The organism is Frigoribacterium sp. CF331 (assembly GCF_057787905.1).
The window spans coordinates 1,912,009-1,935,092 of the sequence record NZ_CM173545.1; the positions used below are offsets into that span (position 1 = coordinate 1,912,009).

General features: G+C 73.8%; 17 protein-coding genes. 10 read left to right on the plus strand and 7 right to left on the minus strand.

Features of this window, described 5'->3' with window-relative positions:
* The first annotated feature begins 65 nt into the window (after window positions 1–65).
* Window positions 66–2,198: a DEAD/DEAH box helicase gene (locus AC3CCI_RS08910; protein WP_488626915.1), complete on the plus strand. Its 2,133-nt coding sequence runs from the start codon at window positions 66–68 to the stop codon at window positions 2,196–2,198.
* A gap of 214 nt (window positions 2,199–2,412) precedes the next feature.
* On the opposite strand, the gene AC3CCI_RS08915 is transcribed toward AC3CCI_RS08910, so the two are convergent.
* Window positions 2,413–2,919 (minus strand): mycothiol transferase, encoded by a 507-nt coding sequence (locus AC3CCI_RS08915; RefSeq protein WP_488626916.1) that lies wholly within the window; start codon window positions 2,917–2,919, stop codon window positions 2,413–2,415.
* Window positions 2,920–3,115: 196 nt separating this feature from the next.
* Window positions 3,116–3,664 carry a MarR family winged helix-turn-helix transcriptional regulator gene (locus tag AC3CCI_RS08920; RefSeq protein ID WP_354595449.1) on the minus strand — a complete coding sequence of 183 codons (549 nt, stop codon included), beginning with the start codon at window positions 3,662–3,664 and terminating at the stop codon, window positions 3,116–3,118.
* Window positions 3,665–3,887: 223 nt separating this feature from the next.
* Between AC3CCI_RS08920 and AC3CCI_RS08925 the strand changes: the two genes are divergently transcribed.
* A complete protein-coding gene (locus tag AC3CCI_RS08925) occupies window positions 3,888–4,793 on the plus strand; it encodes a siderophore-interacting protein (RefSeq protein WP_488626917.1) in 906 nt (301 codons plus the stop codon).
* Between the two features lie 142 nt (window positions 4,794–4,935).
* On the opposite strand, the gene AC3CCI_RS08930 is transcribed toward AC3CCI_RS08925, so the two are convergent.
* From AC3CCI_RS08930 to AC3CCI_RS08940, 3 genes are all read right to left on the minus strand, one after another.
* On the minus strand, window positions 4,936–5,619 hold the full coding sequence (locus AC3CCI_RS08930) for a hypothetical protein (protein WP_488626918.1): 684 nt from the start codon (window positions 5,617–5,619) through the stop codon (window positions 4,936–4,938).
* 39 nt (window positions 5,620–5,658) lie between these two features.
* On the minus strand, window positions 5,659–7,386 hold the full coding sequence (locus tag AC3CCI_RS08935; protein WP_488626919.1) for a glycoside hydrolase family 13 protein: 1,728 nt from the start codon (window positions 7,384–7,386) through the stop codon (window positions 5,659–5,661).
* A 231-nt stretch (window positions 7,387–7,617) separates the two neighbouring features.
* Window positions 7,618–8,418 (minus strand): FadR/GntR family transcriptional regulator, encoded by an 801-nt coding sequence (locus AC3CCI_RS08940; protein WP_488626920.1) that lies wholly within the window; start codon window positions 8,416–8,418, stop codon window positions 7,618–7,620.
* A gap of 127 nt (window positions 8,419–8,545) precedes the next feature.
* On the opposite strand from AC3CCI_RS08940, the gene AC3CCI_RS08945 reads away from it, so the two are divergent.
* The 3 genes from AC3CCI_RS08945 (at window position 8,546) to AC3CCI_RS08955 (ending at window position 12,007) form a co-directional block, all read left to right on the plus strand.
* Window positions 8,546–9,472 (plus strand): proline iminopeptidase-family hydrolase, encoded by a 927-nt coding sequence (locus AC3CCI_RS08945; protein ID WP_488626921.1) that lies wholly within the window; start codon window positions 8,546–8,548, stop codon window positions 9,470–9,472.
* A 133-nt stretch (window positions 9,473–9,605) separates the two neighbouring features.
* Window positions 9,606–11,060 (plus strand): APC family permease, encoded by a 1,455-nt coding sequence (locus AC3CCI_RS08950; protein WP_488626922.1) that lies wholly within the window; start codon window positions 9,606–9,608, stop codon window positions 11,058–11,060.
* Entirely contained in the window at window positions 11,057–12,007 is a 951-nt protein-coding gene (locus tag AC3CCI_RS08955) for an acetamidase/formamidase family protein (RefSeq protein WP_488626923.1), read from the plus strand. Before AC3CCI_RS08950 ends, AC3CCI_RS08955 begins: the two co-directional genes overlap by 4 nt.
* A gap of 145 nt (window positions 12,008–12,152) precedes the next feature.
* Here AC3CCI_RS08955 and AC3CCI_RS08960 read toward each other — a convergent pair whose 3' ends face one another.
* Window positions 12,153–12,845 (minus strand): hypothetical protein, encoded by a 693-nt coding sequence (locus AC3CCI_RS08960; protein ID WP_488626924.1) that lies wholly within the window; start codon window positions 12,843–12,845, stop codon window positions 12,153–12,155.
* A gap of 243 nt (window positions 12,846–13,088) precedes the next feature.
* Between AC3CCI_RS08960 and AC3CCI_RS08965 the strand changes: the two genes are divergently transcribed.
* The 3 genes from AC3CCI_RS08965 to AC3CCI_RS08975 all read left to right on the plus strand — a co-directional run bounded on the left by AC3CCI_RS08965 (window position 13,089) and on the right by AC3CCI_RS08975 (window position 16,886).
* Window positions 13,089–14,762: an MmgE/PrpD family protein gene (locus tag AC3CCI_RS08965; protein ID WP_488626925.1), complete on the plus strand. Its 1,674-nt coding sequence runs from the start codon at window positions 13,089–13,091 to the stop codon at window positions 14,760–14,762.
* Window positions 14,762–15,661 (plus strand): methylisocitrate lyase, encoded by a 900-nt coding sequence (gene prpB, locus AC3CCI_RS08970; protein ID WP_488626926.1) that lies wholly within the window; start codon window positions 14,762–14,764, stop codon window positions 15,659–15,661. The genes AC3CCI_RS08965 and prpB overlap by 1 nt, the downstream gene beginning before the upstream one ends.
* A gap of 205 nt (window positions 15,662–15,866) precedes the next feature.
* Window positions 15,867–16,886 (plus strand): hypothetical protein, encoded by a 1,020-nt coding sequence (locus AC3CCI_RS08975; RefSeq protein WP_488626927.1) that lies wholly within the window; start codon window positions 15,867–15,869, stop codon window positions 16,884–16,886.
* Between the two features lie 142 nt (window positions 16,887–17,028).
* Here the strand turns inward: AC3CCI_RS08975 and AC3CCI_RS08980 are convergent, their stop codons facing one another.
* The gene (locus AC3CCI_RS08980) at window positions 17,029–18,240 is read right to left on the minus strand and encodes a M20/M25/M40 family metallo-hydrolase (RefSeq protein WP_488626928.1); all 1,212 of its coding nucleotides are present in this window, start codon (window positions 18,238–18,240) and stop codon (window positions 17,029–17,031) included.
* Between the two features lie 250 nt (window positions 18,241–18,490).
* On the opposite strand from AC3CCI_RS08980, the gene AC3CCI_RS08985 reads away from it, so the two are divergent.
* Window positions 18,491–19,780 (plus strand): exonuclease SbcCD subunit D, encoded by a 1,290-nt coding sequence (locus AC3CCI_RS08985; protein WP_488626929.1) that lies wholly within the window; start codon window positions 18,491–18,493, stop codon window positions 19,778–19,780.
* Window positions 19,777–22,779, plus strand: coding sequence for an AAA family ATPase (locus tag AC3CCI_RS08990; RefSeq protein ID WP_488626930.1), 3,003 nt, complete (start codon window positions 19,777–19,779; stop codon window positions 22,777–22,779). The genes AC3CCI_RS08985 and AC3CCI_RS08990 overlap by 4 nt, the downstream gene beginning before the upstream one ends.
* Window positions 22,780–23,084 lie beyond the last annotated feature (305 nt).

Below are 23,084 nucleotides of genomic sequence, written 5' to 3' on the forward strand. Positions count from 1 at the left end.
CCTGGTCAACGGCTGCCCGGGTATTTCTTCGCGTCATCTCTGACAAGCCCGGAAAGAACTCCTCCATGTCTCCTTACGACAACTCCCGCCCGCGCACCGACCGCACCGGCGGGGCTCCCAAGGCCGGCTCGAAGAGCCCCAAGCACCGCGGCCACCGCGCCGACGAGGTCGGGGCCCCGGCTCCCAAGAAGCGTTGGGACGCGAGCGAGCGCGCCGAGCGCGGTCGCCGCGAGTTCGGCACCCGCGACGGTGGCGGCAACCGTGCCCCCGGCGCCGCCCGCTCGGACGACCGTCGCCCCAACTGGGAGCCGCGCGAGAAGTCGGCCGGCGGCAACCGCTTCGGCAACCGTGACTTCGACAGCCGCAACGGCGAGCGTGGCCGCGAGGCCGCCCCGCGCTTCGGTCGCGACGGTGGCCGTGAGGCCGCCCGCGGCTACGGCCGCGACGGCGGACGCGAGGCCGCCCGCGGCTCCGACCGCGGTCCCCGCTCGTGGGACCGCTCGGACCGCCCCGCCCGCGACGATCGCGCTCCTCGCGACGACCGCGGCGCCCGTAGCTTCGACCGCAGCGACCGCCCTGCCCGTGACGACCGCTCGCGCGACGACCGCGCACCGCGTTCGTACGGTGACCGTCCCGAGCGCGGTGACCGCGCCTCCGGCGGCTACGACCGCGACACCCGCCCGGCGCGTAGCTTTGACCGCGACGCCCGTCCGGCGCGCAGCTTCGACCGCGACTCCCGCCCCGCCCGTGACGACCGCTCGCCGCGTTCGTACGGTGACCGTCCCGAGCGCGGTGGCCGCGCCTCCGGCGGTTTCGACCGCGATGCCCGCCCGGCCCGCAGCTTCGACCGCGCCCCCCGCAGCAACGACCGCGGCGACCGCACGGCACGCGTCGGCGACCGGTCGAGCGACTTCTACCCGAAGCGCGACGCGGTGACCCACTACTCGCCCGAGGACGACGTCAAGCTCGAGAAGCTCAAGGCAGAGGTCGTCACCGCGGCCGACGTCGAGGGCGTGAGCTTCGGCGACCTGGGCCTCGGCGACAACATCGAGCGTCAGCTGGCCTCGATGGGCGCCGCCGCCCCGTTCGCGATCCAGGCGGCGACGATCCCCGACGTGCTCGCCGGGCGCGACGTGCTCGGCCGCGGCCGCACGGGCTCGGGCAAGACGATCGCCTTCGGCGCCCCGCTGGTCGAGAAGCTGATGGAGAACAACGGCGCGAAGAACCGCAAGATGGGCCGCAAGCCCCGCGCGCTGATCCTCGCCCCGACCCGCGAGCTCGCGATGCAGATCGACCGCACCGTGCAGCCCATCGCCCGGTCGGTCGGCCTCTTCACCACGCAGGTCTACGGCGGCGTGCCGCAGCAGCGCCAGGTGGGTGCGCTCAACCGCGGCGTCGACATCGTGATCGGCACCCCCGGGCGCATCGAAGACCTGATCGACCAGGGGCGCCTCGACCTGAGCGAGGTCGTGGTGACCGTGCTCGACGAGGCCGACCACATGTGCGACCTCGGGTTCCTCGAGCCGGTGCAGCGCATCATCCGCGAGACCGCGACCGTCCGCCCCGACGGCGCGCGCGCCCAGAAGCTGCTCTTCAGCGCGACGCTCGACAAGGGCGTGGCGAAGCTCGTCGACGAGTTCCTCGTCGACCCGGCCGTCCACGAGGTCGCCGGCGAGGACCAGGCCAGCGCCACGATCGACCACCGCGTGCTCCTGATCGAGCAGCGCGACAAGACGGCCGTCATCGAGCAGCTCGCCTCGGGCAGCGGCAAGACCCTGGTCTTCGCCCGCACCCGCGCCTTCGCCGAGCAGCTCGCCGACCAGCTCGAGGACGCCGGCATCCGCTCGACGAGCCTGCACGGCGACCTGAACCAGGCCCGCCGCACGCGCAACCTGCAGCTGCTCACCAGCGGCAAGGTCAACGTGCTCGTCGCCACCGACGTCGCCGCCCGCGGCATCCACGTCGACGACATCGAGCTCGTCGTCCAGGCCGACATGCCCGACGAGTACAAGACCTACATGCACCGCTCCGGCCGCACCGGCCGCGCCGGCAAGGAGGGCACCGTCGTCACGCTCATCACGCGTCAGCGCCGCCGTCGCATGGAAGAGCTGCTCGACCGCGCCGAGATCGACGCCGAGATGATCGAGGCCCGATCGGGCGATCGCCTGATCGACGAGCTCGCGGGCGTGCAGGCCTAGCGAGCCGTCCTCAGGGGCGCGCACCGCGCCTCCTGCTCTCGAACCCCGTTCCGATCGATGGACCCCGCAGCTCGCGGGTTCGTCGATCGGAACGGGGTCCTTCGTCGTGCTCGGGCGCTCGTGAGACCCCAGGAAGTCGCCGAGACACCCGTGCGCGCGTGGGGGGCTGGGCGGGTTCCTGGGGCTTCGGCGCGGCGGGCGGCAGGCGCCGGGGCTAGCGGCGGTCGAGCAGGCCGCGCACGTAGGAGGCCTGGCCGAGGTGCTGCACGCAATCGGCCAGGATGCTCACGAGGCGGGCGCCCGCGGTGACCGGCGGGTCCCACGCGTCGTCGACCACGTCGTCGTAGGAGGCGCCGTCGAGGTCCTCGAGATAGGCCCGCGTCCGCAGCGTGACGGCCTCGAGGTAGCCGATCAGCAGCTCGGCGTCGACCCGCACCGCGGCCACGTCGGACGGCGACATGCCGTAGCCCATCTCGGCCGGCGAGAACGGCAGGGCGAACGACTCGGCCCAGCCGTCGGCGGTCCACACCTGGTCGGACGCCGCGAGGTCGGCGATCTGGACGTCCTGCCCGCGGGCGGTGTGCCAGACCAGCCAGGCGATCGTGTTCGCCTCGGCGTCGGGGCGCCAGGCGAGGTCGTCGACCGACAGGCCGGCGACGGCCCGTTCGGCCACGGCCGGGAGGCGCGAGAAGGCTTCGAGGAGGACGTCCGAGGGGGTCATCGGCCCACCCTACGACCGGCCGCGGGCGCCGGGTCCGACCGGACGCGGCGCCGCGGTCGGCGTCGTCGCGTTCCGGTCGGCCTCGCCGCCGGGCTCGGGGCTCGGGGTCGCACCACGCTCGCGTCGTCGAACCGTCGTCCCGGGTGGTTCGACGACGCGACGGTGGTGCGACCCGGCGTCCGAGGCTCGCCCGGGCTCAGGCGTCGGCGGTCTCGCCCGCGGCAGCCTCGGCTGCGGCAGCGTCGCCCGCGACGGCTTCGCCCTCGGCGGCCGTGCGCGTCAGCGAGTCTCCGATGGCCCGCATGGCGACGGCCAGGAAGTCGAGGTGGTTCGGGTCGACCGCGTCGCGGAACGCGCGACGGTAGAACTCGTCGATCTGGTCGATGGCCTCTCGTCCGGCCGGGGCGAGTTCGAGCAGCACGCTTCGTCGGTCGGAGGGGTGCGGCTGCCGGGTGATGTACCCGCCGCCCTCGAGTCGGTCGACGAGGCTGGTGGTCGCTCCGGTCGACAGCTCGAGGAACTCGGCCGCCCGCTTCGGCGTCGTGTCGTGGTCGTTCGCGATGAAGGTCAGGCACCGGAGGTCGGTCGTCCCCATGCCGAAGAAGTCGGCGACGAGCTTCTGCACGCGGTCGCCCTGCTGTTGCAGCGACCGGTAGGCCTCGAGCACCAGCGTCACGTCGAGCTGGCCCTCGTCGTCGAGGGGAGGAGCGGAGCCCGCGGGCGGCTGGGGCGAGACGTCGGTCATGGCGGGCTCTCTGCGGGCGACGGAGGCGGACGGGGACGAGGTAGAGGACGGGGAGGCGCGGCCCGCGACCCCGGGGAGGGCTCAGTTTAGCTCGTCGGGTGAGTTGTTCGAGTCTCGAATCACCTGCACCGCGTGGCCTGCGCCCTGGGTGGTCGGCCGACGGGTCGGGTCGGCACCCCGTCCGAGCGGTCCATCGACCAAAAGATTAGGTTAGCCTTACCTCATGTCGACCCGTCGATCGCCCGTCAAGCCCGCCGACCCCCGCGTCCACCGTCTCGAGGTGCTGCGCTCGGAACGCGTCTCGCCGAGCTTCCAGCGGGTCACCGTCGTCGGCGACGATCTGCACGAGTTCGGCGACATGGGCTTCGACCAGTGGTTCCGGCTGTTCCTGCCACAGCCCGGCAGCGACTCGCTGAGGTTGCCGCGGGCCAGCACCTCGCTCTGGTACGCGCAGTACCTGGCGATCCCCGAGGCCGAGCGACCGCACTGCGCGAACTACACGGTGCGCGAGTTCCGGCCGGCCGGGTCGGGGCCGGACGTCGCCGCCTCGCGCGCCGAGCTCGACGTCGACTTCGTGCTGCACCGCGGCGGGTCCGGCGAGCTCGAAGGAGGCGCGGCGATCTGGGCCAGCACCGCCCGTCCCGGCGACGCCCTCGGCCTGCTCGACCAGGGCGTGCTCTTCAACCCCCCCGACGACGCCTCCGAGATCCATCTGGTCGCCGACGAGACCGGACTGCCGGGGACGGAGGGGATCGTGCGGTCGCTGCACCGCGCCTCCGTGGGGTCGGTGATCCAGGAGGTGCCGACGCGCGCCGACGTGCGGCCGCTCGACGCACCCGAGGGCGTCGAGGTGACGTGGGTGGTGCGGGACGAGCTCGACGCGGCCGCGTTCGGCGACGACGTCGACGGCGGTGGCGTCGACGGCGGCGGCCGAGGAGGGCGCGACGCCGGGGCGGTCGCTCCGGGGGAGGGGGCGCTCGCCGCCTTGCTGTCCCGGTCGGCGGCCGACCCGCGGGCCTACGCGTACGTCGTCGGCGAGTCGGCGCTCGCCACCCGCGGTCGACGGCACCTGCACGCGGCGGGCCTGCCGAAGGACCGCATCACGTTCTCGGGGTACTGGAAGCGCTGACGCCGAGGTCGCGGATGGGCGCGGCGCGGGGGCCCGGCCGTGAGGTCGCACCACCGTGTGGTCGTCGAACCACCGTCCGGCGTGGTTCGACGACACGACGGTGGTGCGACCCGGTCGCGGACGAGAGCGGGGGAGGCGCCGGTCACCAGGCGGCGGGCAGCGGGTCCCCGGTGGCGGGCGGGTGCTCGACGAGGGCGACGGCGTCGTCGCGGCCGACGTGGCCGGGGAAGTTGTAGCGCGCGAAGCGTCCGCTCGGGTCGTGGATCGACGTCGGCATGGCGATGGAGGTGCGGCGCAGGGCCTCGGCCAACACGGCGGTCGAGGTCGGGTCGAGGGTCGCGTCCTTCCGGTCGCGCAGGATGAACTCGACCCGCGCCTCCTGGGCCACGACGCGCAGGATCAGCACGCGGACCCCCGTCCCGGCGATCGTCGTCGACAGCACGGCACGGTCGACCGAGGCGAGCGGGATCGACCGACGCCGGCCGGCGCGCAGCAGATCGGCGTCGAGATCGACCCACGGCTGCGGGTACCGCGCGTTGCGGATCACCGTGACCAGCCCGAACAGGGCGGCGGTGACCAGGGCCCCGAACGACAGGGACACCAGCGTGGGCGCACTCGACTCGACGAAGCGGGCGAAGATGCTCGTGCCCTGGAGCGCCGCGAACACGATGGCGAACGACGTCACCCCGACCCACGTCGACCACCAGCGGCGCCGGCCGATGCGCACCCAGCCGTGCGGCAGCTCGGCGGGTGCCGGGTCGGGATCGGCCGGGTCGGGCTCGGTCGGGCCGTCGGGAGGCGCGGGCGCGTCGTCGGGATCGCTCACCCGACCGACGCTACCGGGGTCCGCGAGGGGAGGTGCGGGTCAGCCGCGCAGGACGCGGGCCTCCCACGGCGCGAGCGTCAGGCCGGTGGCGCCGGGCCGGGTGCCGATCACGACCTGCGGCACCGAGCGGCGCCGCAGCGCCGGGTGCAGGGCCGGATCGAGCTCGTAGGGCTCGCCCGACCAGTTGGCCAGGACGAGCAGCAGCTCGTCGCCGAGCGTGCGGGTGAAGGCGTGGAGCCGCTCGTCGTCGGGTGCGAGCAGCTCGAACGACCCGAGCGCGACGACCGGCGACTCCTTGCGCAGCGCGATCAGGCGCCGGTAGTGCTCGAACACCGAGCGGTCGCCGGCCGCCCGGTCGGACTCGACGTCCACGGTGTCGTCGTTCGCGACCAGCTCGATCCACGGGGTGCCGGTGCTGAATCCCGCCGCCGCGCCTCCTGACCAGGGCACCGGGGTGCGCGCGTTGTCGCGGCTGCGGAGACGCAACGCCTCGAGCAGGGCCTCGGGGTCGGCACCGGCCGCGACCGACTCGTCGTACCAGTTGATCGACTCGATGTCGCGGTACTGGTCGATCGAGGTGAACCCGGCGTTCGTCATGCCGATCTCGTCGCCCTGGTACACGTAGGGCGTCCCGCGGTGCAGGTGCAGCACGGTCGCGAGCAGCATCGCCGACTCGACCCGGTACCGGTCGTCGTCACCGAAGCGCGACACCGAGCGGGGCTGGTCGTGGTTGCCGAGGTAGAGGCTGTTCCAACCCCGGTCGGCGAGGCCCTCCTGCCAGCGCGCCAGCGAGCGCTTGAGGGCCACGAGGTCGAACGGCAGGTCGTCGAACTTCGAGGCGGGGCCGTGGTCGAGGCCGACGTGCTCGAACTGGAAGACCATGTCGAGCTCGTGCCGGTCGGCCGCCGTGAAGAGCTTCGCGTCGTCGACGGTCACGCCCGGCATCTCGCCCACCGTGATCAGCTCGCGGTCGGTGCGGTGCGCGAAGACCTCACGGTGCATCTCACGCAGGTGGTCGTGGATCTGCCCGCCCATCACGAAGTGCGCCGCACCCGGCGCGAGCGACGAGGGCTCCTTCGCGATGTGGTTGATCACGTCCATGCGGAACCCGTCGACGCCCCGGTCGAGCCAGCGGTTCATCATGTCGAAGACGGTGCGACGCAGGTCGGGGTGCTCCCAGTTCAGGTCGGGCTGCTTCGACGCGAACATGTGCAGGTAGTACTGACCGGTGGTCTCGTCGAGGGTCCAGGCCGGGCCGCTGAAGGCGCTGCGCCACGCCGTCGGGTACGTGCCGGCCCCGGGCGTGCCGGCGGCGTCCGACCCCTCGCCCTCGGGCAACGGGTCGCGCCAGAGGTACCAGTCGCGCTTCGGGGAGTCCCGCGACGAACGGGCCTCGACGAACCAGGGGTGCTCGTCGCTCGTGTGGTTCACGACGAGGTCCATCACGAGCTTCATGCCGAGCGCGTGCACCTCGGCCACGAGTGCGTCGAACTCGTCGAGCGTGCCGAAGAGCGGGTCGACGTCGTCGTAGTCGCTGATGTCGTAGCCGTTGTCGGCCTGGGGCGAGCGGTAGATCGGCGACAGCCAGATCACGTCGACCCCGAGGTCGTGCAGGTGCCCGAGCCGCTGCCGGATGCCGCCGAGGTCACCGACGCCGTCGCCGTTCGAGTCCGCGAAGCTGCGCGGGTAGATCTGGTAGACGGTCGCGGTCGTCCACCAGGCGGGCGGGGCGGTGGGGGTGGTGTCGTTCGTCGTCGAGTCGCTCACGGGCTCAGCCTGTCACGGCCGGGGCGGCGCACCCTCGCGTTCGGCGGTGGGCGATTTGCCTAGGCAGGTGTTGTGCGCCGGTCAAGGGGGTCGGGCGGGGAGGCGCGGGTCGGCAGGGCGGGGTCACCCTCGCGTTCGGCGGTGGACTATTTGCCTAGGCAGGTGTTGTGCGCCGGCCGAGGGGGTGGGGCGGGAGGCGCGGGCTGGGTCAGGCGGGAGGCGCGGGTCGGGTCAGGGCGCGGCGCGGCCGAGCTCGCGCTCGATCAGCTCGAGGTCGATCTTGACGTGCTCCCGGGCGATGGCCGCGGCGTCGGAGGCCCGCCCCTCGCAGATCGCGGCGACGAGCGCCTCGTGGTCGGCGAGGGCCCGCAACTCCATCTCGCGCATGCCCTCCGGCCCGCCCCAGAGGTGCGCCGGGGCCGAGAAGCTCACCCGCGCCTCGAGGTCGAACAGCACCCCGCGCAGCGTGGCGTTGCCCGCGGCCTCGGCGATCGCGACGTGCAGGGCCTCGTCGGCCTGTTGCGACGCGAGGCCGGACGGGGCGTCGCGATAGCGCGCGAGCCGGTCGTGCAGGCGGTCGACGTCGTCGTCGGAGCGGTTCTCGGCGGCGGTCTCGGCGACGACGCCGTGCAGTCGGCTGATCGCCTCGCTCGTGTCGCGCAGGTCGGACCAGCGCGCCGAGAGCGTGCGGCGCACCACGTCGGCCCCGGAGCCGGGCGTCGCCGCCTGCACGAACGAGCCGCCCCCGCGCCCGCGCTGCGTCACGATCAGCCCCTGCTCGACCAGTCGGGCCAGGGCGGCGCGGACGGTCATGCGGCCGACCCGCAGCGAGGCGGCGAGGTCGCGCTCGGCCGGCAGGCGCGAGCCGGGCAGGTACTCGCCGATCGTGATGGCCGTGACGAGCCGGTCGGTGATGTCGTCGACGCGGGTCGTGGGGGCGAGGGGCGCCCCGAGCGCGCCACCGAGGGCGCCGTCGACCGCGGCGTCCGGGCGTGCGCCGCCCGCGCCTCCTCGGCTGTCGTCCTGGCTCATCGCGTCCCCGTCCCGGCTCGCCGAGCCGTCGTGCGTGGAGCGGCCGGGGTCCCGTCGTGTTACGAGCAGATTAAGGCATCGAGAAAGGTCTTGTCGCGAGACCTTAGGCGGGTGCATGCTCACCGGCATGTCCACGATCACCACCGGCACCGCCCCGTTCCACGACGCCGAGACCTGGTACCGCGTCACCACGCCCGACGAGCCGCGCGACGGTGCGCTGCCGCTCGTCGTGCTGCACGGCGGCCCGGGCATGGCCCACGACTACCTGCGCAACCTCGAGGCCCTCGCCGACGAGACCGGCCGCACGGTCGTGCACTACGACCAGCTCGGCTGCGGCCGCAGCACCCACCTGCCCGACGCCCCGGTCGACTTCTGGCAGGCGAGCCTGTTCGTCGCCGAGTTCGAGTCCCTCGTCGCCCACCTCGGCCTCGAGCGGTACCACCTGCTCGGCCAGTCGTGGGGCGGCATGCTGGGCGCCGAGATCGGCGTGACGGCACCGGACGGCTTGGTGAGCCTGGCGATCTGCAACTCGCCCGCGTCCATGCAGCTCTGGGTCGAGGGCGCCGCCGAGCTGCGCGCGCAGCTGCCGGCCGACACCCGGGAGGCGCTGGCCCGCCACGAGGCGGACGGCACGACCACCGACCCCGAGTACCTCGCCGCCACCCAGGCGTTCTACGAGCGTCACGTCTGCCGCGTGGTGCCCATGCCACAGGACTTCGTCGACAGCGAGGAGCAGATGGAGGCCGAACCGACCGTCTACCACACGATGAACGGGCCGAACGAGTTCCACGTCATCGGCACGATGCGCGACTGGACGATCGTCGACCGCCTGCCGTCGATCACCGCGCCGACGCTCGTCGTCGCCGGCGAGCACGACGAGGCCACCCCCGCCACGTGGCAGCCGTTCGTCGACGGCATCGCCGACGTCCGCTCGCACGTCTTCGCCGGGGCCAGCCACTGCTCGCACCTCGAGCAGCCCGAGGCGTTCCGCGCCGTCGTCGCCGGGTTCCTCGCGTCGCACGACGCCCCCGCCGAGGCGACGCGCGCCTCCTGACCGGCGTGACCCGCGCCTCCTGACGGGCGTGACGCGCGCCTCCCGACCGGCGTGGCCCGCGCCCCCCGAACCGGCGTGGGCCACGCCTCCCCACCGCACCGACCCCGTCCCCACCCGAGCGAGAGAGCACATCATGTCCCTGCACACGAAGGCCGCCGACGGCGGCGAGCTGAGCAACCAGCAGCAACTCGAGCAGTACGGCTACAAGCAAGAACTCAAGCGGTCGGTCTCGACCGCCGACCTGCTGATCTACGGCCTGATCTTCATGGTGCCGATCGCGCCCTGGGCGATCTTCGGCACCGTCTACAACGCGTCGTCGGGCATGGTGCCGCTGGTCTACCTCGTCGGCCTCGTCGCGATGATCTTCACGGCCCTCGCCTACGCGCAGATGGCGAAGTCGATCCCGCTGGCCGGATCGGTGTTCTCGTACGTCGGGCGGGGCATCCACCCCGTGGCCGGGTTCTTCGCGGGCTGGGCCATCCTGCTCGACTACCTGCTCGTGCCGACGCTGCTCTACGTCTTCGCGGCCGAGTCGATGATCGGCATCTTCCCGGGGACCGCCCGCTGGATGTGGGCGCTGGTCTTCGTCGCGATCAACACCGCCGTGAACCTGCTCGGCATCAGCTCGATCAAGCTGATGAACCGGGTGTTCCTCGCGATCGAGGTCGTCTTCATCGTGATCTTCGTCATCATCGCGGTGACGGCGCTGAACGGCGGCACGATCCCCGGCGCCGAGTTCACGACCGACCCGGTCTGGGACTCCAGCAAGGTCACCGCACCCCTCATCGCCTCGGCCCTGTCGATCGCCGTGCTGAGCTTCCTGGGCTTCGACGGCATCTCGACCCTCGCCGAGGAGAGCACCGGCAAGCGGGGCGGCGCCGGCAAGGCCATGATCATCGCCCTCTTCATCGTCGCGTTCTGCTTCGTGCTGCAGACCTGGCTGGCCAGCGCGCTCGCCGCGGGCCGCGACTCGTTCCCCGAGGGGGAGGCCGGCAACGCCTTCTTCGACCTGGTGCGTGAAGCGTCGAACAGCGGGTGGGCGACGGCGTTCTTCGTCGTCAACGTGCTCGCCGTCGGCATCGCCAACGCCATGGCCGCGCAGGCCGCGACCTCGCGCCTGCTGTTCTCGATGAGTCGTGACCGGCAGCTGCCGGCGTTCCTGTCGAGGATCAACACGCGCCAGGTGCCGCAGGCCGCGATCCTCGTCGTGTCGGCTCTCTCGGCCGTGCTCGTGATCGTGTTCGTCGGACAGATCGACGTCATCTCGTCGCTCGTCAACTTCGGGGCGCTCTTCGGCTTCCTGATGCTGCACGCGTCGGTCGTCGTGCACTACGTCGTCAAGAAGAAGTCGCGCAACTGGCTGCTGCACCTCGTCGTGCCCGTGGTCGGGTTCGTCATCATCGGCTACGTGCTCGTCAACGCGGCACCGGCGGCCAAGATCGGCGGGCTGATCTGGCTCGTCGTCGGCGCCGGGGTGTTCGTCTACTACCGCAGCCGAGGAGGCGCGGCGCCGACCCTCGGCCAGGGTGGCGACGACGAGGCGGTCACCGCCACCCCCGCGGCCGACTCGGAACGGCACGACGCGTGAGCGCCCCGGAGGCCGCCGCCGACGGCATCGACCACTTCCTCGGCAAGGAGCACGGTCGCCCGGGCTTCACGGCCTCGGTCGAGCCCGCGCTGCGCATCGAGCCCGGCACGGGGGAGCGCATCGGGTTCGAGACGAGCGACGCCGTCTACGCCGAGCTGCACGACCACCACGACCTGGCGAAGCTGTCGGTGCCGATCAACCCGGTCACCGGCCCGGTGTACGTCGAGGGTGCGCAGCCGGGCGACGCGCTCGCCGTGACGGTGCACGAGATCCGGCTGATCGAGCACGGCTGGTCGGTCAGCCTGCCCGGGTCGGGAGCGCTGCAGCACGTGATGGGCGACGAGATGTTCACCCGTCGCGTGCCGATCGACTCCGACGGGGTGCACGTGACCGACCGGCACGTCTTCGAGGCGCGGCCGATGATCGGCTGCATGGGCACCGCACCCGCCGAGGGCGAGAACTCGACGATCATGCCCGCGTACCCCCAGGGCGGCAACATGGACGTGACCGAGAGCACGGTCGGTTCGACGGTCTACCTGCCCGTGATGGTCGAGGGCGCGTACCTCTCGATCGGCGACGTGCACGCGATCATGGCCGAGGGCGAGTCGTCGTTCGTGGCGATCGAGGCCGAGGGCACCGCCGTCGTCTCGATCGACCTCGTGCCCGGGCTCGGGCTGCGGGCGCCGCGCATCGAGACCGCCGACGACTGGATCTTCGTCGGCCTCGGCGACCCGGTGCAGGAGAGCGTCCGGCGCGGCTACGAGGACGCCTTCTCGTTCTTGGTCGACGACCACGGCTGGTCGCGCGGCGACGCCTACGCCGTGCTGAGCGCGGTCGGGCACTCGCGGCTCGGCGGACCGACCGGGTCGGCCGCACCCGACCCGTTGCACCCGTTCGCCGCCGTCGGCGCCGTCACGCTGCACCGCGTCCCCAAGAGCGTGCTCTAGCGCTCGTCGTGCGGCGTCGCGTCGCGCGGCGTCGCACCTCACCGCACCGCCGACTGGACGTCGCACCGCCGAATCCGGCGGTGCGACGTCCAGGAGACGGTGCGACAGGCTCAGGAGGCGCGGCGCCGGCCGAGGAGGCGCGGCGTCAGCCCCAGAGGCGCGTCGCGATCGAGCCGATCAGGTCGTCCGTCGGCACGTTCGTCTGGTCGACGGTGACGACGACGTCGTCGCGCACCCAGTAGGTCTGCGTGCGGTCGACCGGGTACTGCGGGTCGGGCGTCACGAGCTGGCAGCTGCGGCCGTCGTGGACGGCGGTGCAGGTGTAGCCCTGCGACGCGAAGCCGTCGAGGGCCGCGGCGCCGGCCGCGGGTTCGAGGTGCCCCATCGCGACCGAGATGCCGGAGACGTCCGAGCGCGGGTCGCGCCAGAGGCAGGACAGCTCGGTGGCCGCCGCGACGACGTCGCGCGCACCGGCCCCGGCGGGCGGGGTGGTCGGCGTGACCACGCCCGAGCTCGTGCCCGAGCCGCCGAACTCGACCGGGTTGAGGGGGATGTCGCCGAAGGTCGAGGCGTAGGTCGCCTGGTCGACGATGTCGGTGCAGTCGGTCGGCAGGGCGACGGGAGCCGACCCGCCGGGATCGGAGGCGGTCGGCTCGGGCGTCGGCGCGCCCGAGGGGGTGCTCGACGGGTCGGCCGTGCTCGTCGACGTCGGACCGGTCGACGCCGAGCCGGACGCCGACGGGTCGGGGGTCGCGCCGCCGGGGCCGGTCGTGCAGCCCGTCGCGAGGGCCAGGACGAGGCCGATGGTCGCCCCCGTGGTGATCGCCGTGTGCCTCATGGTCGTGCCCCTCTGATCGTCGTCGACGGCCGTCGCCCGTCGGCTCCGACGCTACCGACCTGTCTGCCCGTAGGACTCGTCCTGCAGGATGACCTGGAGCCCGGGCGGGTCACGATCGTGTCACGGCGGTGGCTCGTCGCCGGTCCGGCACGGGATGCGAGACTGGTCGGCAACGACACGGCCGTCACCGACGACGGCGCACGGCGGGCACGACGAGGCCCGCCCCACCAGAGAGGGTGGCCGATGAGCACGCAGCAGCACGCGTCCGAGCACGAGCACGAGGCCGGGGCGACGACCGACGCGGGCGGCGGGGGCGACGTGACCCGCGCCTCCTCGTCCGGGGCGTCGGCCGCATCGGACGGGCCGACCGGGCCGACCACGTCGGCGGCCGACCTCGTGGTGCACACGGTGCGCGTGCACCGCAGCGACGAGCCGCTGGCCCGCGAGGACGAGCTCGCCTGGCGCCTGGCCGCGCTGGCGACCGACGACGCCCCGATCGACGACGACGTCACCGAGATGGTGATCAACCGCCTGATCGACAACGCCGCGGTCTCGGCCGCGTCGCTGCTGCGGGCCCCGGTCGCGGTCGCCCGCGACCAGGCGCTGGCGCACCCGCCGACCACGGGAGGCGCGGGCTCGCAGGTCACGGGCGTCGCGCCGGAGCACCCCGTCTCGCCCGAGTGGGCCGCCTGGGCGAACGGGGTCGCCGTGCGCGAGCTCGACTTCCACGACACGTTCCTCGCCGCCGAGTACTCGCACCCGGGCGACAACGTCCCCGCGCTCGTCGCCGTGGCACAGCACCGCGGACTCGACGGCGCGGCCCTGCTCCGCGGCATCGTGACCGGGTACGAGGTGCAGGTCGACCTCGTCCGAGCGATCAGCCTGCACGCCCACAAGATCGACCACGTCGCGCACCTCGGCCCCTCGGTCGCGGCCGGGCTCGGCACGATGCTCGGGCTGTCGACCGAGGTCGTCCACCAGGCGATCGGCCAGGCGCTGCACACGACGACCGCCACGCGGCAGTCCCGCAAGGGCGCGATCTCGTCGTGGAAGGCCTACGCGCCGGCCCATGCGGGCAAGGCCGCGGTCGAGGCCGTCGACCGGGCGATGCGCGGCCAGGGCAGCCCCGCCCCGATCTACGAGGGCGAGGACGGCGTGATCGCCTGGCTGCTCGACGGGCCCACCGGGTCGTACGACGTGCCGCTGCCGGCACCGGGGGCGTCGAAGCGCGGCATCCTCGACACGTACACGAAGGAGCACTCCGCCGAGTACCAGGCCCAGGCCTGGATCGACCTGGCCCGTCGCCTGGGCCGCTCGCACCCGGAGCTGCGTGACGCGTCGCGGGTGCGGAGCATCGTGCTGCACACCAGCCACCACACCCACGTGGTGATCGGCTCGGGCGCGGGCGACCCGCAGAAGTACGACCCGACGGCCAGCCGCGAGACGCTCGACCACTCGATCCCGTACATCGTGGCCGTCGCCCTGCAGGACGGCGAGTGGCACCACGAGCGCAGCTACGCGCCGGCCCGCGCACAGCGGCCCGACACGGTCGAGCTGTGGCAGCGCATCACCACGGCCGAGGACCCCGCGTGGACGGCCCGGTACCACTCGACCGACCCGGCCGAGAAGGCCTTCGGCGGCCGCATCGAGGTCGAGTTCGTCGACGGCACGACGCTCGTCGACGAGATCGCCGTCGCCGACGCGCACCCACTCGGGGCGCGGCCCTTCGGTCGTGACGACTACGTGCGCAAGTTCCGCACGTTGGCCGAGGACGTGCTGCCCGACGCCGAGGTCGAGCGGTTCGTCGACCTGGCCACGCGCCTCCCCTCGTTGACGGCCGACGAGGTGCGACAGCTCGGCATCGTCGCCCCCGACGCCCTCGCGGGTGCCGCGGCCCAGCCGGGCGGGCTGTTCTGATGCTGTACTCGACGGTGACCGCGGCCGACAAGCGCGCGGCGTTCCGGGCCGGGCTCGCCGACGAGCGCACGATGACGTTCCCCGGGGCGTTCACCCCGCTGACCGCCCGCCTCATCGAGCAGAAGGGCTTCGACGGCGTCTACGTGTCGGGCGCCGTCATGGCGAACGAGCTCGGGCTGCCCGACATCGGCCTCACCACGCTGACCGAGGTGGCGACCCGGGCCGGGCAGATCGCGTCGATGACCGACCTGCCCGTGCTCGTCGACGCCGACACCGGGTTCGGCGAGCCGATGAACGTCGCCCGCACCGTCCAGGCCCTCGAGGCCGCGGGCGTGGCCGGGCTGCACGTCGAGGACCAGGTCAACCCCAAGCGCTGCGGCCACCTCGACGGCAAGCAGGTCGTCGACGCGGCCACGGCCGCCGGCCGCATCCGGGCCGCCGTCGACGCTCGCCGCGACCCGTCGCTCGTCATCATGGCGCGCACCGACGTGCGGGCGATCGACGGGCTCGACGCGGCGGTCGACCGGGCGCGCGCCCTCGTCGACGCCGGTGCCGACGCGATCTTCGCCGAGGCGATGGCCGACCTCGCCGAGTTCGAGGCGATCTGCTCGGCGCTCGACGTGCCGGTGCTCGCCAACATGACCGAGTTCGGCAAGAGCGCGCTCTTCACCCACCAGCAGCTGCACGACGTCGGGGTGAGCATGGTGATCCACCCGGTGTCGCTCATGCGCGCCGCGATGGGCGCGGCGTCGCGGGCGCTCGACGCCCTGGCCGCCGAGGGGACGCTCGAGTCGCAGGTGCCGACGATGCAGACCCGGGCCGAGCTCTACGAGCTGATCGACTACCCCGGCTACGCCCGCTTCGACGCCGGCGTCTACGACTTCACGCTCGAGGGGTAGTCGGCCGCGGCTGCTCCTGACGCCGGCGCCGGTGCCGGACACCGCCGTGTGGACAGCGCACCGCGTCGTGCGGCGGCGTGCTGTCCACTCGGCGGTTCTCGACGCACCCAGGTCGTATCGTCCACAGGGTGCGGTAGGCGGGCGGTCATCCACAAGAAGGCTCAGGAGTCGCGGCCGGCTTCGACCGGCCGCCGAACATCGACGGATGGACGACGACCTCCCCGACCTGATCTTCTCCGCCACGCCGGGTGCCCAGTCACGTGAGGCGCGCGCCCTGCGACGCGACGCCGCCGCAGGACGACTCGTCCGCGTCCGACGAGGCGTCTACGTGCCGACGGAGGACTGGGCACGACTGAGGCCCTGGCGTCGCCACGTCGTCCGGGTGCGGGCCGCCGTGTCCGCGCTCCCCGCCGACTGCGTCGTGTCCCACGGGTCGGCCGTCGCCGTCCACGGGCTGCCGAGCGTCCAGGGCGACCCGCGTCGGGTGCACGTGATCGACCGGCGTCGGGCCACGACCCAGAGCACGCCGGTCCTCGTGAAACACGCGGTCGGTCTCGAGGACGACGAGGTCGAGCCGGTCGGCGGCCTGCTGGTCACGAGCGAGGTGCGCACCGCCTACGACGTCGCGAGGTCGTCCGGGTTCGACGACGGCGTCCTCTGTCTCGACGGCGTGATGCGTCGTCGGCTCATGGTCGCCGGTCGGCTTCCGAGGACTGACGAGATGCGCGCCCGGACCGACGATCTGCGCGACGAGTTGCGCCTCCGGTTCGGGGCGATGGCTGACCGCACGGTCGGACGACGGGGTGAGCTGGGACTCGAGCGGGCGGTGTCGTTCGCCACGCCCCTGTCCGAGAACGGCGGGGAGTCTCTGGTGCGAGTCGCGTTGCATCGGCTCGGTGCGCCTCCGCCGATCCTCCAGGAGGAGTTCTTCGACGCCCGTGGATTCGTCGGACGATGCGACTTCTTCTTCGCCGCGTTCGGGCTCGTGCTCGAGTTCGACGGTTTCGGCAAGTACTCGGACCCTCGCATGCTCGCGGGGTCGTCCCCGGCCGAGGTCGTCAGACGTGAGAAGAAGCGCGAGGCTCGGCTGCTGGCGACGGGCCGGGTCCGACGCGTCGAGAGGTGCGACATCGACGACGTGCTCGACCCGCGACGGCTGGCGGCGATCGTGCGGCGTGGCGGGGTGCCGCTGCGGCCGGGCCGGGCCCAGGCCTCGTGGTCGTGAGGGTGCGCTGTCGGCACGGGCTGGGCGGCGCCCTGGCAGCGAACCCCGGAGTGGACAGCACGCCGTGACGTGCGGCGGTGTCGTGTCCACTCGGCGGTGCGGCGGGGTGCGCAGCCGTCCGGTGCGGCGACGTGCGGTGCGGTCAGGCGAGGTCGGCGAGCAGGGCGGCGACGAACTCGGTGCGCTCGACCATGCCGCGCACGCTGATCCACTCGTGGCGGGCGTGGGCGCCACCGCCGACGCCGCCGACCCCGTCGAGCACGGCGAGGCCGAGCGCCGCGGCGAAGTTGCCGTCGCTCGCACCGCCGACCGACACCTCGCGCAGCTCGAAGCCGAGCGACGCGGCGACCCCGGCGGCGCGTTCGTACAGTGCGCCCGTCGCGGCCGAGCGTTCCATCGGCGGTCGGTTCCAGCCGCCGGTGACCGTCACCGAGGCCTCGGGGTCGTGGGCGGTCAGCCCCGCGAACACCCGCTCGATGCGCTCGGCCTCGGCCGTCGAGGTCACGCGGACGTCGACCATGGCCCGGGCGTAGCCGGCCTTCACGTTGGTGCGGGTGCCGCCCTGGAGGACTCCCACGTTGAGCGACGTGCCGGCGTCGACGTCGGCGGCCGCGTGCAGCGCCAGGACGATGCGGGCGATCTCGTCGACGGCGCTCGCACCGGAGCGCGGGTGCAGCCCGGCGTGCACCTCGACCCCGAAGGCCTCGACCTCGAAGATGCCGACGCCCTTGCGGGCGGTCTTGACGGCGCCGTCGGCGGCGGACTCGAAGACGAACACCGCGCCTCCTCGTCCGCACTCACGCTCGATCGCCTCGCGCGAGGCGATGCTGCCGACCTCCTCGTCGCCGTTCAAGAGGAGCCGCACGTTCGGACGGGGCAGCCCCAGCCGGTCGCCGACGGCGAGGGCGTTGCCGAGCTGGATCAGCCCGGACTTCATGTCGAAGACGCCGGGGCCCGTCATGCGGTCGCCCTCGACGGTCACGGGCCAGGCGGCCGTCGTGCCCTCGGACCACACGGTGTCGTAGTGACACAGAGCCGAGACCCACTCGGTCGACCCCGAGGGCGAGGGGTAGTCGAGGGTGACGGTGTCCCCGTAGCCCTCGACGACGTGCACGCGTCGGTCGGCGGGCGGCCCCACCGTCTCGCCGAGCCAGGCCTCGATCCAGCGGAGCCCGGCCTCGAGCAGGTCGACGTCGTCGGACGGCGTCTCGAGGCTCGCGTAGGTCGTCAGGTCGGCCACCATCGCGTCGAGGCGCGCCTCGACCTCGCGGCGCAGGGCGGTGACCTGGTCGGGCTGCAGGGCGTCGGGGCTCACGGTCTCGCTCTCGTCGGGCCCGTCGCGGTTCGCGGGCATCTGACCATCTCACTCCCGCGGGCGTGGTGGCGACCGGCCGGGAGGCGCGGCGCCGGTCCCGAGGAGGCGCGGTGCCGGTCCCGAGGAGGCGCGGTGCCGGTCCCGAGGAGGCGCGGTGACGGTCCCCGAGGAGGCGCGGTGCCGGTCCCGAGGAGGTGCACCCGGCTCTGTCGGAGGCCCCCGATACAGTCGGTGGCACCGACGACGGCACCAGCTGCCGCACCGACCGCGACACCGAAGAGGGGGCCCCGTGCGCATCCTGCACACCAGCGACTGGCACCTGGGTCGCACGCTGCACGGGGTCGACCTGCACGAGCACCAGCAGGCGTTCGTCGACCACCTGGTCGCGCTCGTGGCCGAGCGCTCGGTCGACGTCGTCGTGGTAGCCGGTGACGTGTACGACCGGGCCGTGCCCGCGGTGCCCAGCGTGCGCCTCCTCGGTCGGGCCCTCGCGGGGCTGACCGAGCACGCCACCGTGGTCGTCACGCCGGGCAACCACGACTCGGCGGTGCGACTCGGGTTCGCGGCCGAACTGATGCGGCCGGGGCTGCACCTGCGGGCATCGGTCGACCTGCTCGACGACCCCGTCGTCGTCGACGACCCCGACGGCCCCGTCGCCTTCTACGGGCTGCCCTACCTCGACCCCGACAGCGTGCGCCGGTCGCTCGCCCCGGCGGGGTCCGACGAGCCCCTGCCTCGCTCGCACGCGGCCGTCGTCGGCGCGGCGATGCAGCGCGTGCGCGACGACCTCGCCGGACGGCCGGGCACGCGGTCGGTCGTGCTGGCGCACGCGTTCGTGGTGGCCGCACGGGCCCCGGTGCCCGGTGGCGGTGGCAGCGGCGGTGGCGCCGTCGGGGGCGGCGCCGACGGCGACGCCCGGCCCGTCGAGTCCGGTGAGGACGTCGAACCCGGTGAGCAGGTCGACGGGACGACCGCACCCGAACGCAGCGAGAGCGAGCGCGACATCCGGGTCGGCGGCGTCGACTCGGTGCCCTCGACCGCGTTCGAGGGCGTCGACTACGTCGCCCTCGGCCACCTGCACGGGGCGCAACGGGTCGGCGCGTCGGGGCGCCTGCGCTACTCGGGCTCGCCCCTGGCCTTCTCGTTCGGCGAACGCCACCAGGTGAAGTCCACGACGATCGTCGACCTGGCCGCCGACGGCTCGGTCTCGGTCGAGCTCGTCCCCGCTCCCGTGCCGAGGCGCCTGGCCGAGGTGACGGACACCCTCGACGCCCTGCTCGACGGGCGCCACGACGACCTGCGCGACGCCTGGCTGCGGGTCTTCGTGACCGACCCCGTCCACCCCGAGCGCCTCTACTCACGCGTCGCCGAGCGCTTCCCGCACGCGTTGGCCATCCACCACACCCCGGTCGGCGCGGTCGACGCCCCGACGCTCGCCGCCGTCACGGCCGAGTCCGACCCGATCGAGGTGGCGGCCGACTTCGTCGCCTTCGCCTCGGGTGGGGCGCCCAGCGACGCCGAGCTCGCCGTCGTCCGAGCCGCCTACGAGGCCGCCAGGGCGAGCGAGGTGAGCGCGTGAACCTGCACCGACTGACCCTGCGAGCGATCGGGCCCTACGCGGGTGAGCACAGCATCGACTTCGCGGCCCTCGGCGCCTCGGGCACCTTCCTGCTCGAGGGGCCCACGGGCTCGGGCAAGTCGACCATCATCGACGCGGTCGTCTTCGCCCTCTACGGCGGGCTCGCCGGCTCGGCGTCGACACCCGACCGGCTGCGCAGCCACCACGCCGCTCCCGACGTCGAGCCCTTCGTCGAGCTCGTGTTCGAGAACGGTGCGGGCGTCCACCGCATCCGCCGGACCCCCGCGTACCGGCGACCCAAGGCGCGCGGCACCGGCACGACGCCGGCGAACGCGACGGCGAAGCTGTGGCGCCTCTCGTCTCCCGACGCCGTCGACGGCGAGATCGTCTCGATCAGCACCCAAGAGGCCGGGGCCGAGATCTCGCGCATCCTGGGGCTCACCCGTCAGCAGTTCGTTCAGACGGTCGTCCTGCCCCAGGGCGAGTTCGCCGCCTTCCTCCGCTCGACGGGCGAGAAGCGCAAAGAGGTGCTGCAGTCGCTCTTCGGCACCGAGATCTACGAGCGCACGACAGTCGAGTTGGTCGAGCAGCGCAAGGCCGCCCACGCGTCCGTCGCCGCGGCCGACCGCGAGATCGAGCTGGCCCGCGCGCGGTTGCTCGAAGCGAGCGGGCTCGAGGTCGACGCCCTCGACGCGGCCCTGACCGACGACCGCGGGGCCGCCCTGCTCGAAGCCCTCGAGGTCGAGGCGACCGAGGCCACGATCGGGCGGGCTCGCGTGCTCGAGGCGCGCGACGCCGCCCGTCGAGCGCTCGACCGGGTGCGGGCGCTGCGGCTCGCACTCGACCGGCGGGCCGACCTGATCGTCCGGCGGGCCCGCCTCGACGACGGCGAGGTCGAGATCACCGCGGCTCGAGGGCGCGTCGACGCCGCTCGACGGGCCGCGAGCGTGACCGACGCCCTGGCCGCGGTCGCGCGGGCGGCCGACGCCGAGCGCGACACGGCGTCGCGGCTGGCCGAGGCCACCCGCGGCGTCCCGGACGCCGACGGACCCGGGTCCGCCGCAGGCGGCGGGGCCCCGGCCCGCGCGGAACTCGTGGCACGTCGCGACGCCCGGCTCTCCGAACTCGCCCTCCTGACCGAGGCGGCCCGGACCGAACGAGCCCTGCCCGGTCGCCGCGCTGCCCTCGAGGCGGCCGAGCAGTCACTCGTCGACGCCGACGGGCGCCGCCGTGAGCTCGACGACCGCCTGGTCGCGGCCCCCGCCGACCGGGCCTCGCTCCTCGTCGAGCGGGAGGCCCTGGCGGACAGGTCGACCGACCTCGCCACCGCCGAGCAGGCGACGGTCGAGGCACGGCTCCGCCTGCGTGACCTCGACGACCTCGACGCCCTCGGTCGGGCCGTCGACGCGGCGTCCGCACGACTGGCCGACGACTCGGCGGCGGCCCTGCGGGCCCTGGACGACGAGGCCGGACTCCGCCGTCGGCAGATCGAAGGCATGGCGGGCCACCTGGCCGCGGGATTGGGCGTCGGTGACCCGTGCCCCGTGTGCGGCTCGCGAGAGCATCCGGCCCCCGCGTCCCTCCGGGCCGAGCACCCCACCGACGACCAGGTCGAGGCCGCGTCGCTGATCGCCCGCGCCGCCGAGGCGCGGCAGCGCGAGTCCGCCGCCCGGCACGCGACCGCCGAGGGGCGGGTCGCCGAGGCCCGCCGTGCCCTGGGCGACCTGACCCGCGACGACGTCGAGTCCGAGCTGGCCGGGCTGGCCCTGCGCGTGTCCGAGGCCACGCGGGCCCGGGCCGCCGTCGCGGCGGCCGACGCGGCCCTCGCGGCACACGACCACGAGGTCGACCGGCTGCGCTCCGAACTCGACGACCTCCGCGAACGGGCCGCCACCGGCCGGGAGCGCGTCGCCGCCGACCGACGCGCCGTGCTCGACGACGAGGCCGAGATCGCGCGACTGCTCGACGGTCGGGCCCCGACGGTCGCCGAGCTCACCGCATCGGTGGGTGACGGCGTCGACCGCGACACGCGCCTCCTGACCCTCCTCGACGCTGCGGACGTGGCGTCCGACGCGGCGGCCGTCCGACGCGCCGAGCTCGTCGCCGCCCTCGAGCGCAGCGGGTTCGACGACGTCGACCAGGTCGCCGACGCCGCCCTCGAGGCAGGCGACCTGGCCGCCCTCGAGGCGCGCGTGTCGGCCCACGAGCGCGAACGGGCCGTCGTCGAGGCCGGCCTCGCCGAGCCCGAGGTCGCCGTGCTGACCGGTGACGAGACGGCGGACGTCGAGTCGGCCGTCGAGGCCCTGGCCCTGGTCGAGGCCGAGCTCGACGAGGTCACCGACCGGGCCACCCGGGCCGGCGACAGGGCCGAGCGGTCGCGGCAGGCGCTGGGTGCCCTCGAGGCCGTGACCGCCGCCGCCGACGACACCGTCGAGCACGCCCGGGCGGTGGTGCGCATGGCGAACCTCGCCAGTGCGTCCACCGGCGAGAACGTCAAGGGCGTGACGCTCGGCACCTACGTGCTGCTGCGGCGGTTCGACGAGGTCGTGGCCGCCGCGAACGTCCGGCTGTCGGTGATGTCGAGCGGGCGGTACGAGCTCGCCTCGTCCGACGAGCGCGAGGTCGGGTCACGGTCGCGCAAGACCGGGCTCTCGCTGGTCATCCGTGACGCGACCACCGACACCACCCGCGACCCGGGCAGCTTCTCGGGCGGCGAGACCTTCTACGCCTCGCTCAGCCTCGCCCTCGGCCTCGCCGACGTCGTGCAGGCCGAGGCCGGCGGGCTCGAGCTCGGCACCCTCTTCGTCGACGAGGGGTTCGGCTCGCTCGACCCCGACACCCTCGACGCCGTCATGGGCGAGCTCGGCCGCCTGAGCGCCTCGGGCCGGGTCATCGGCATCGTCAGCCACGTCGACGAGCTCAAGCAGCGCATCGCCGACCGCGTCGAGGTGCGCCGTCGGCCCGACGGGTCGTCGGTGCTGCGCTCGACGGTCGGCTGAGGGCGCTGGCCGCGCTGGCTGCGCTGCCTGCGCTGGCCGCGCTGGCCGGGCTGGTTGCGCTGGCCGCGCTGGCCGCGCTGGCCGCGCTGGCCGCGCTGGCTGCGCTGGCCGCGCTGGCTGCGCTGGCCGCGCTGGCCGGGCTGGCCGCGCTGGCCGTGCTGGTCGTGCGACCCGCGCTTCCGGCGCTAGGCGATTTGCCTAGGCAGGGGTTTAACGCCGGATGAGGGGGTGGGGCCGAGCGGGGCAGGCGCGACGACCCCCGTCCGAGGGTGTTCACCGGATCATGCGCCCCCGTTCACGCGGCG

Coding starts and splice junctions, on each gene's coding strand:
- AC3CCI_RS08915 (WP_488626916.1), bottom strand. CDS start 2,919: ATGACCCCCTCGGACGTCCTCCTCGAAGCCTTCTCGCGCCTCCCGGCC.
- AC3CCI_RS08910 (WP_488626915.1), top strand. CDS start 66: ATGTCTCCTTACGACAACTCCCGCCCGCGCACCGACCGCACCGGCGGG.
- AC3CCI_RS08945 (WP_488626921.1), top strand. CDS start 8,546: ATGTCCACGATCACCACCGGCACCGCCCCGTTCCACGACGCCGAGACC.
- AC3CCI_RS08975 (WP_488626927.1), top strand. CDS start 15,867: ATGGACGACGACCTCCCCGACCTGATCTTCTCCGCCACGCCGGGTGCC.
- AC3CCI_RS08980 (WP_488626928.1), bottom strand. CDS start 18,240: ATGCCCGCGAACCGCGACGGGCCCGACGAGAGCGAGACCGTGAGCCCC.
- AC3CCI_RS08965 (WP_488626925.1), top strand. CDS start 13,089: ATGAGCACGCAGCAGCACGCGTCCGAGCACGAGCACGAGGCCGGGGCG.
- AC3CCI_RS08950 (WP_488626922.1), top strand. CDS start 9,606: ATGTCCCTGCACACGAAGGCCGCCGACGGCGGCGAGCTGAGCAACCAG.
- prpB (WP_488626926.1), top strand. CDS start 14,762: ATGCTGTACTCGACGGTGACCGCGGCCGACAAGCGCGCGGCGTTCCGG.
- AC3CCI_RS08925 (WP_488626917.1), top strand. CDS start 3,888: ATGTCGACCCGTCGATCGCCCGTCAAGCCCGCCGACCCCCGCGTCCAC.
- AC3CCI_RS08940 (WP_488626920.1), bottom strand. CDS start 8,418: ATGAGCCAGGACGACAGCCGAGGAGGCGCGGGCGGCGCACGCCCGGAC.
- AC3CCI_RS08920 (WP_354595449.1), bottom strand. CDS start 3,664: ATGACCGACGTCTCGCCCCAGCCGCCCGCGGGCTCCGCTCCTCCCCTC.
- AC3CCI_RS08960 (WP_488626924.1), bottom strand. CDS start 12,845: ATGAGGCACACGGCGATCACCACGGGGGCGACCATCGGCCTCGTCCTG.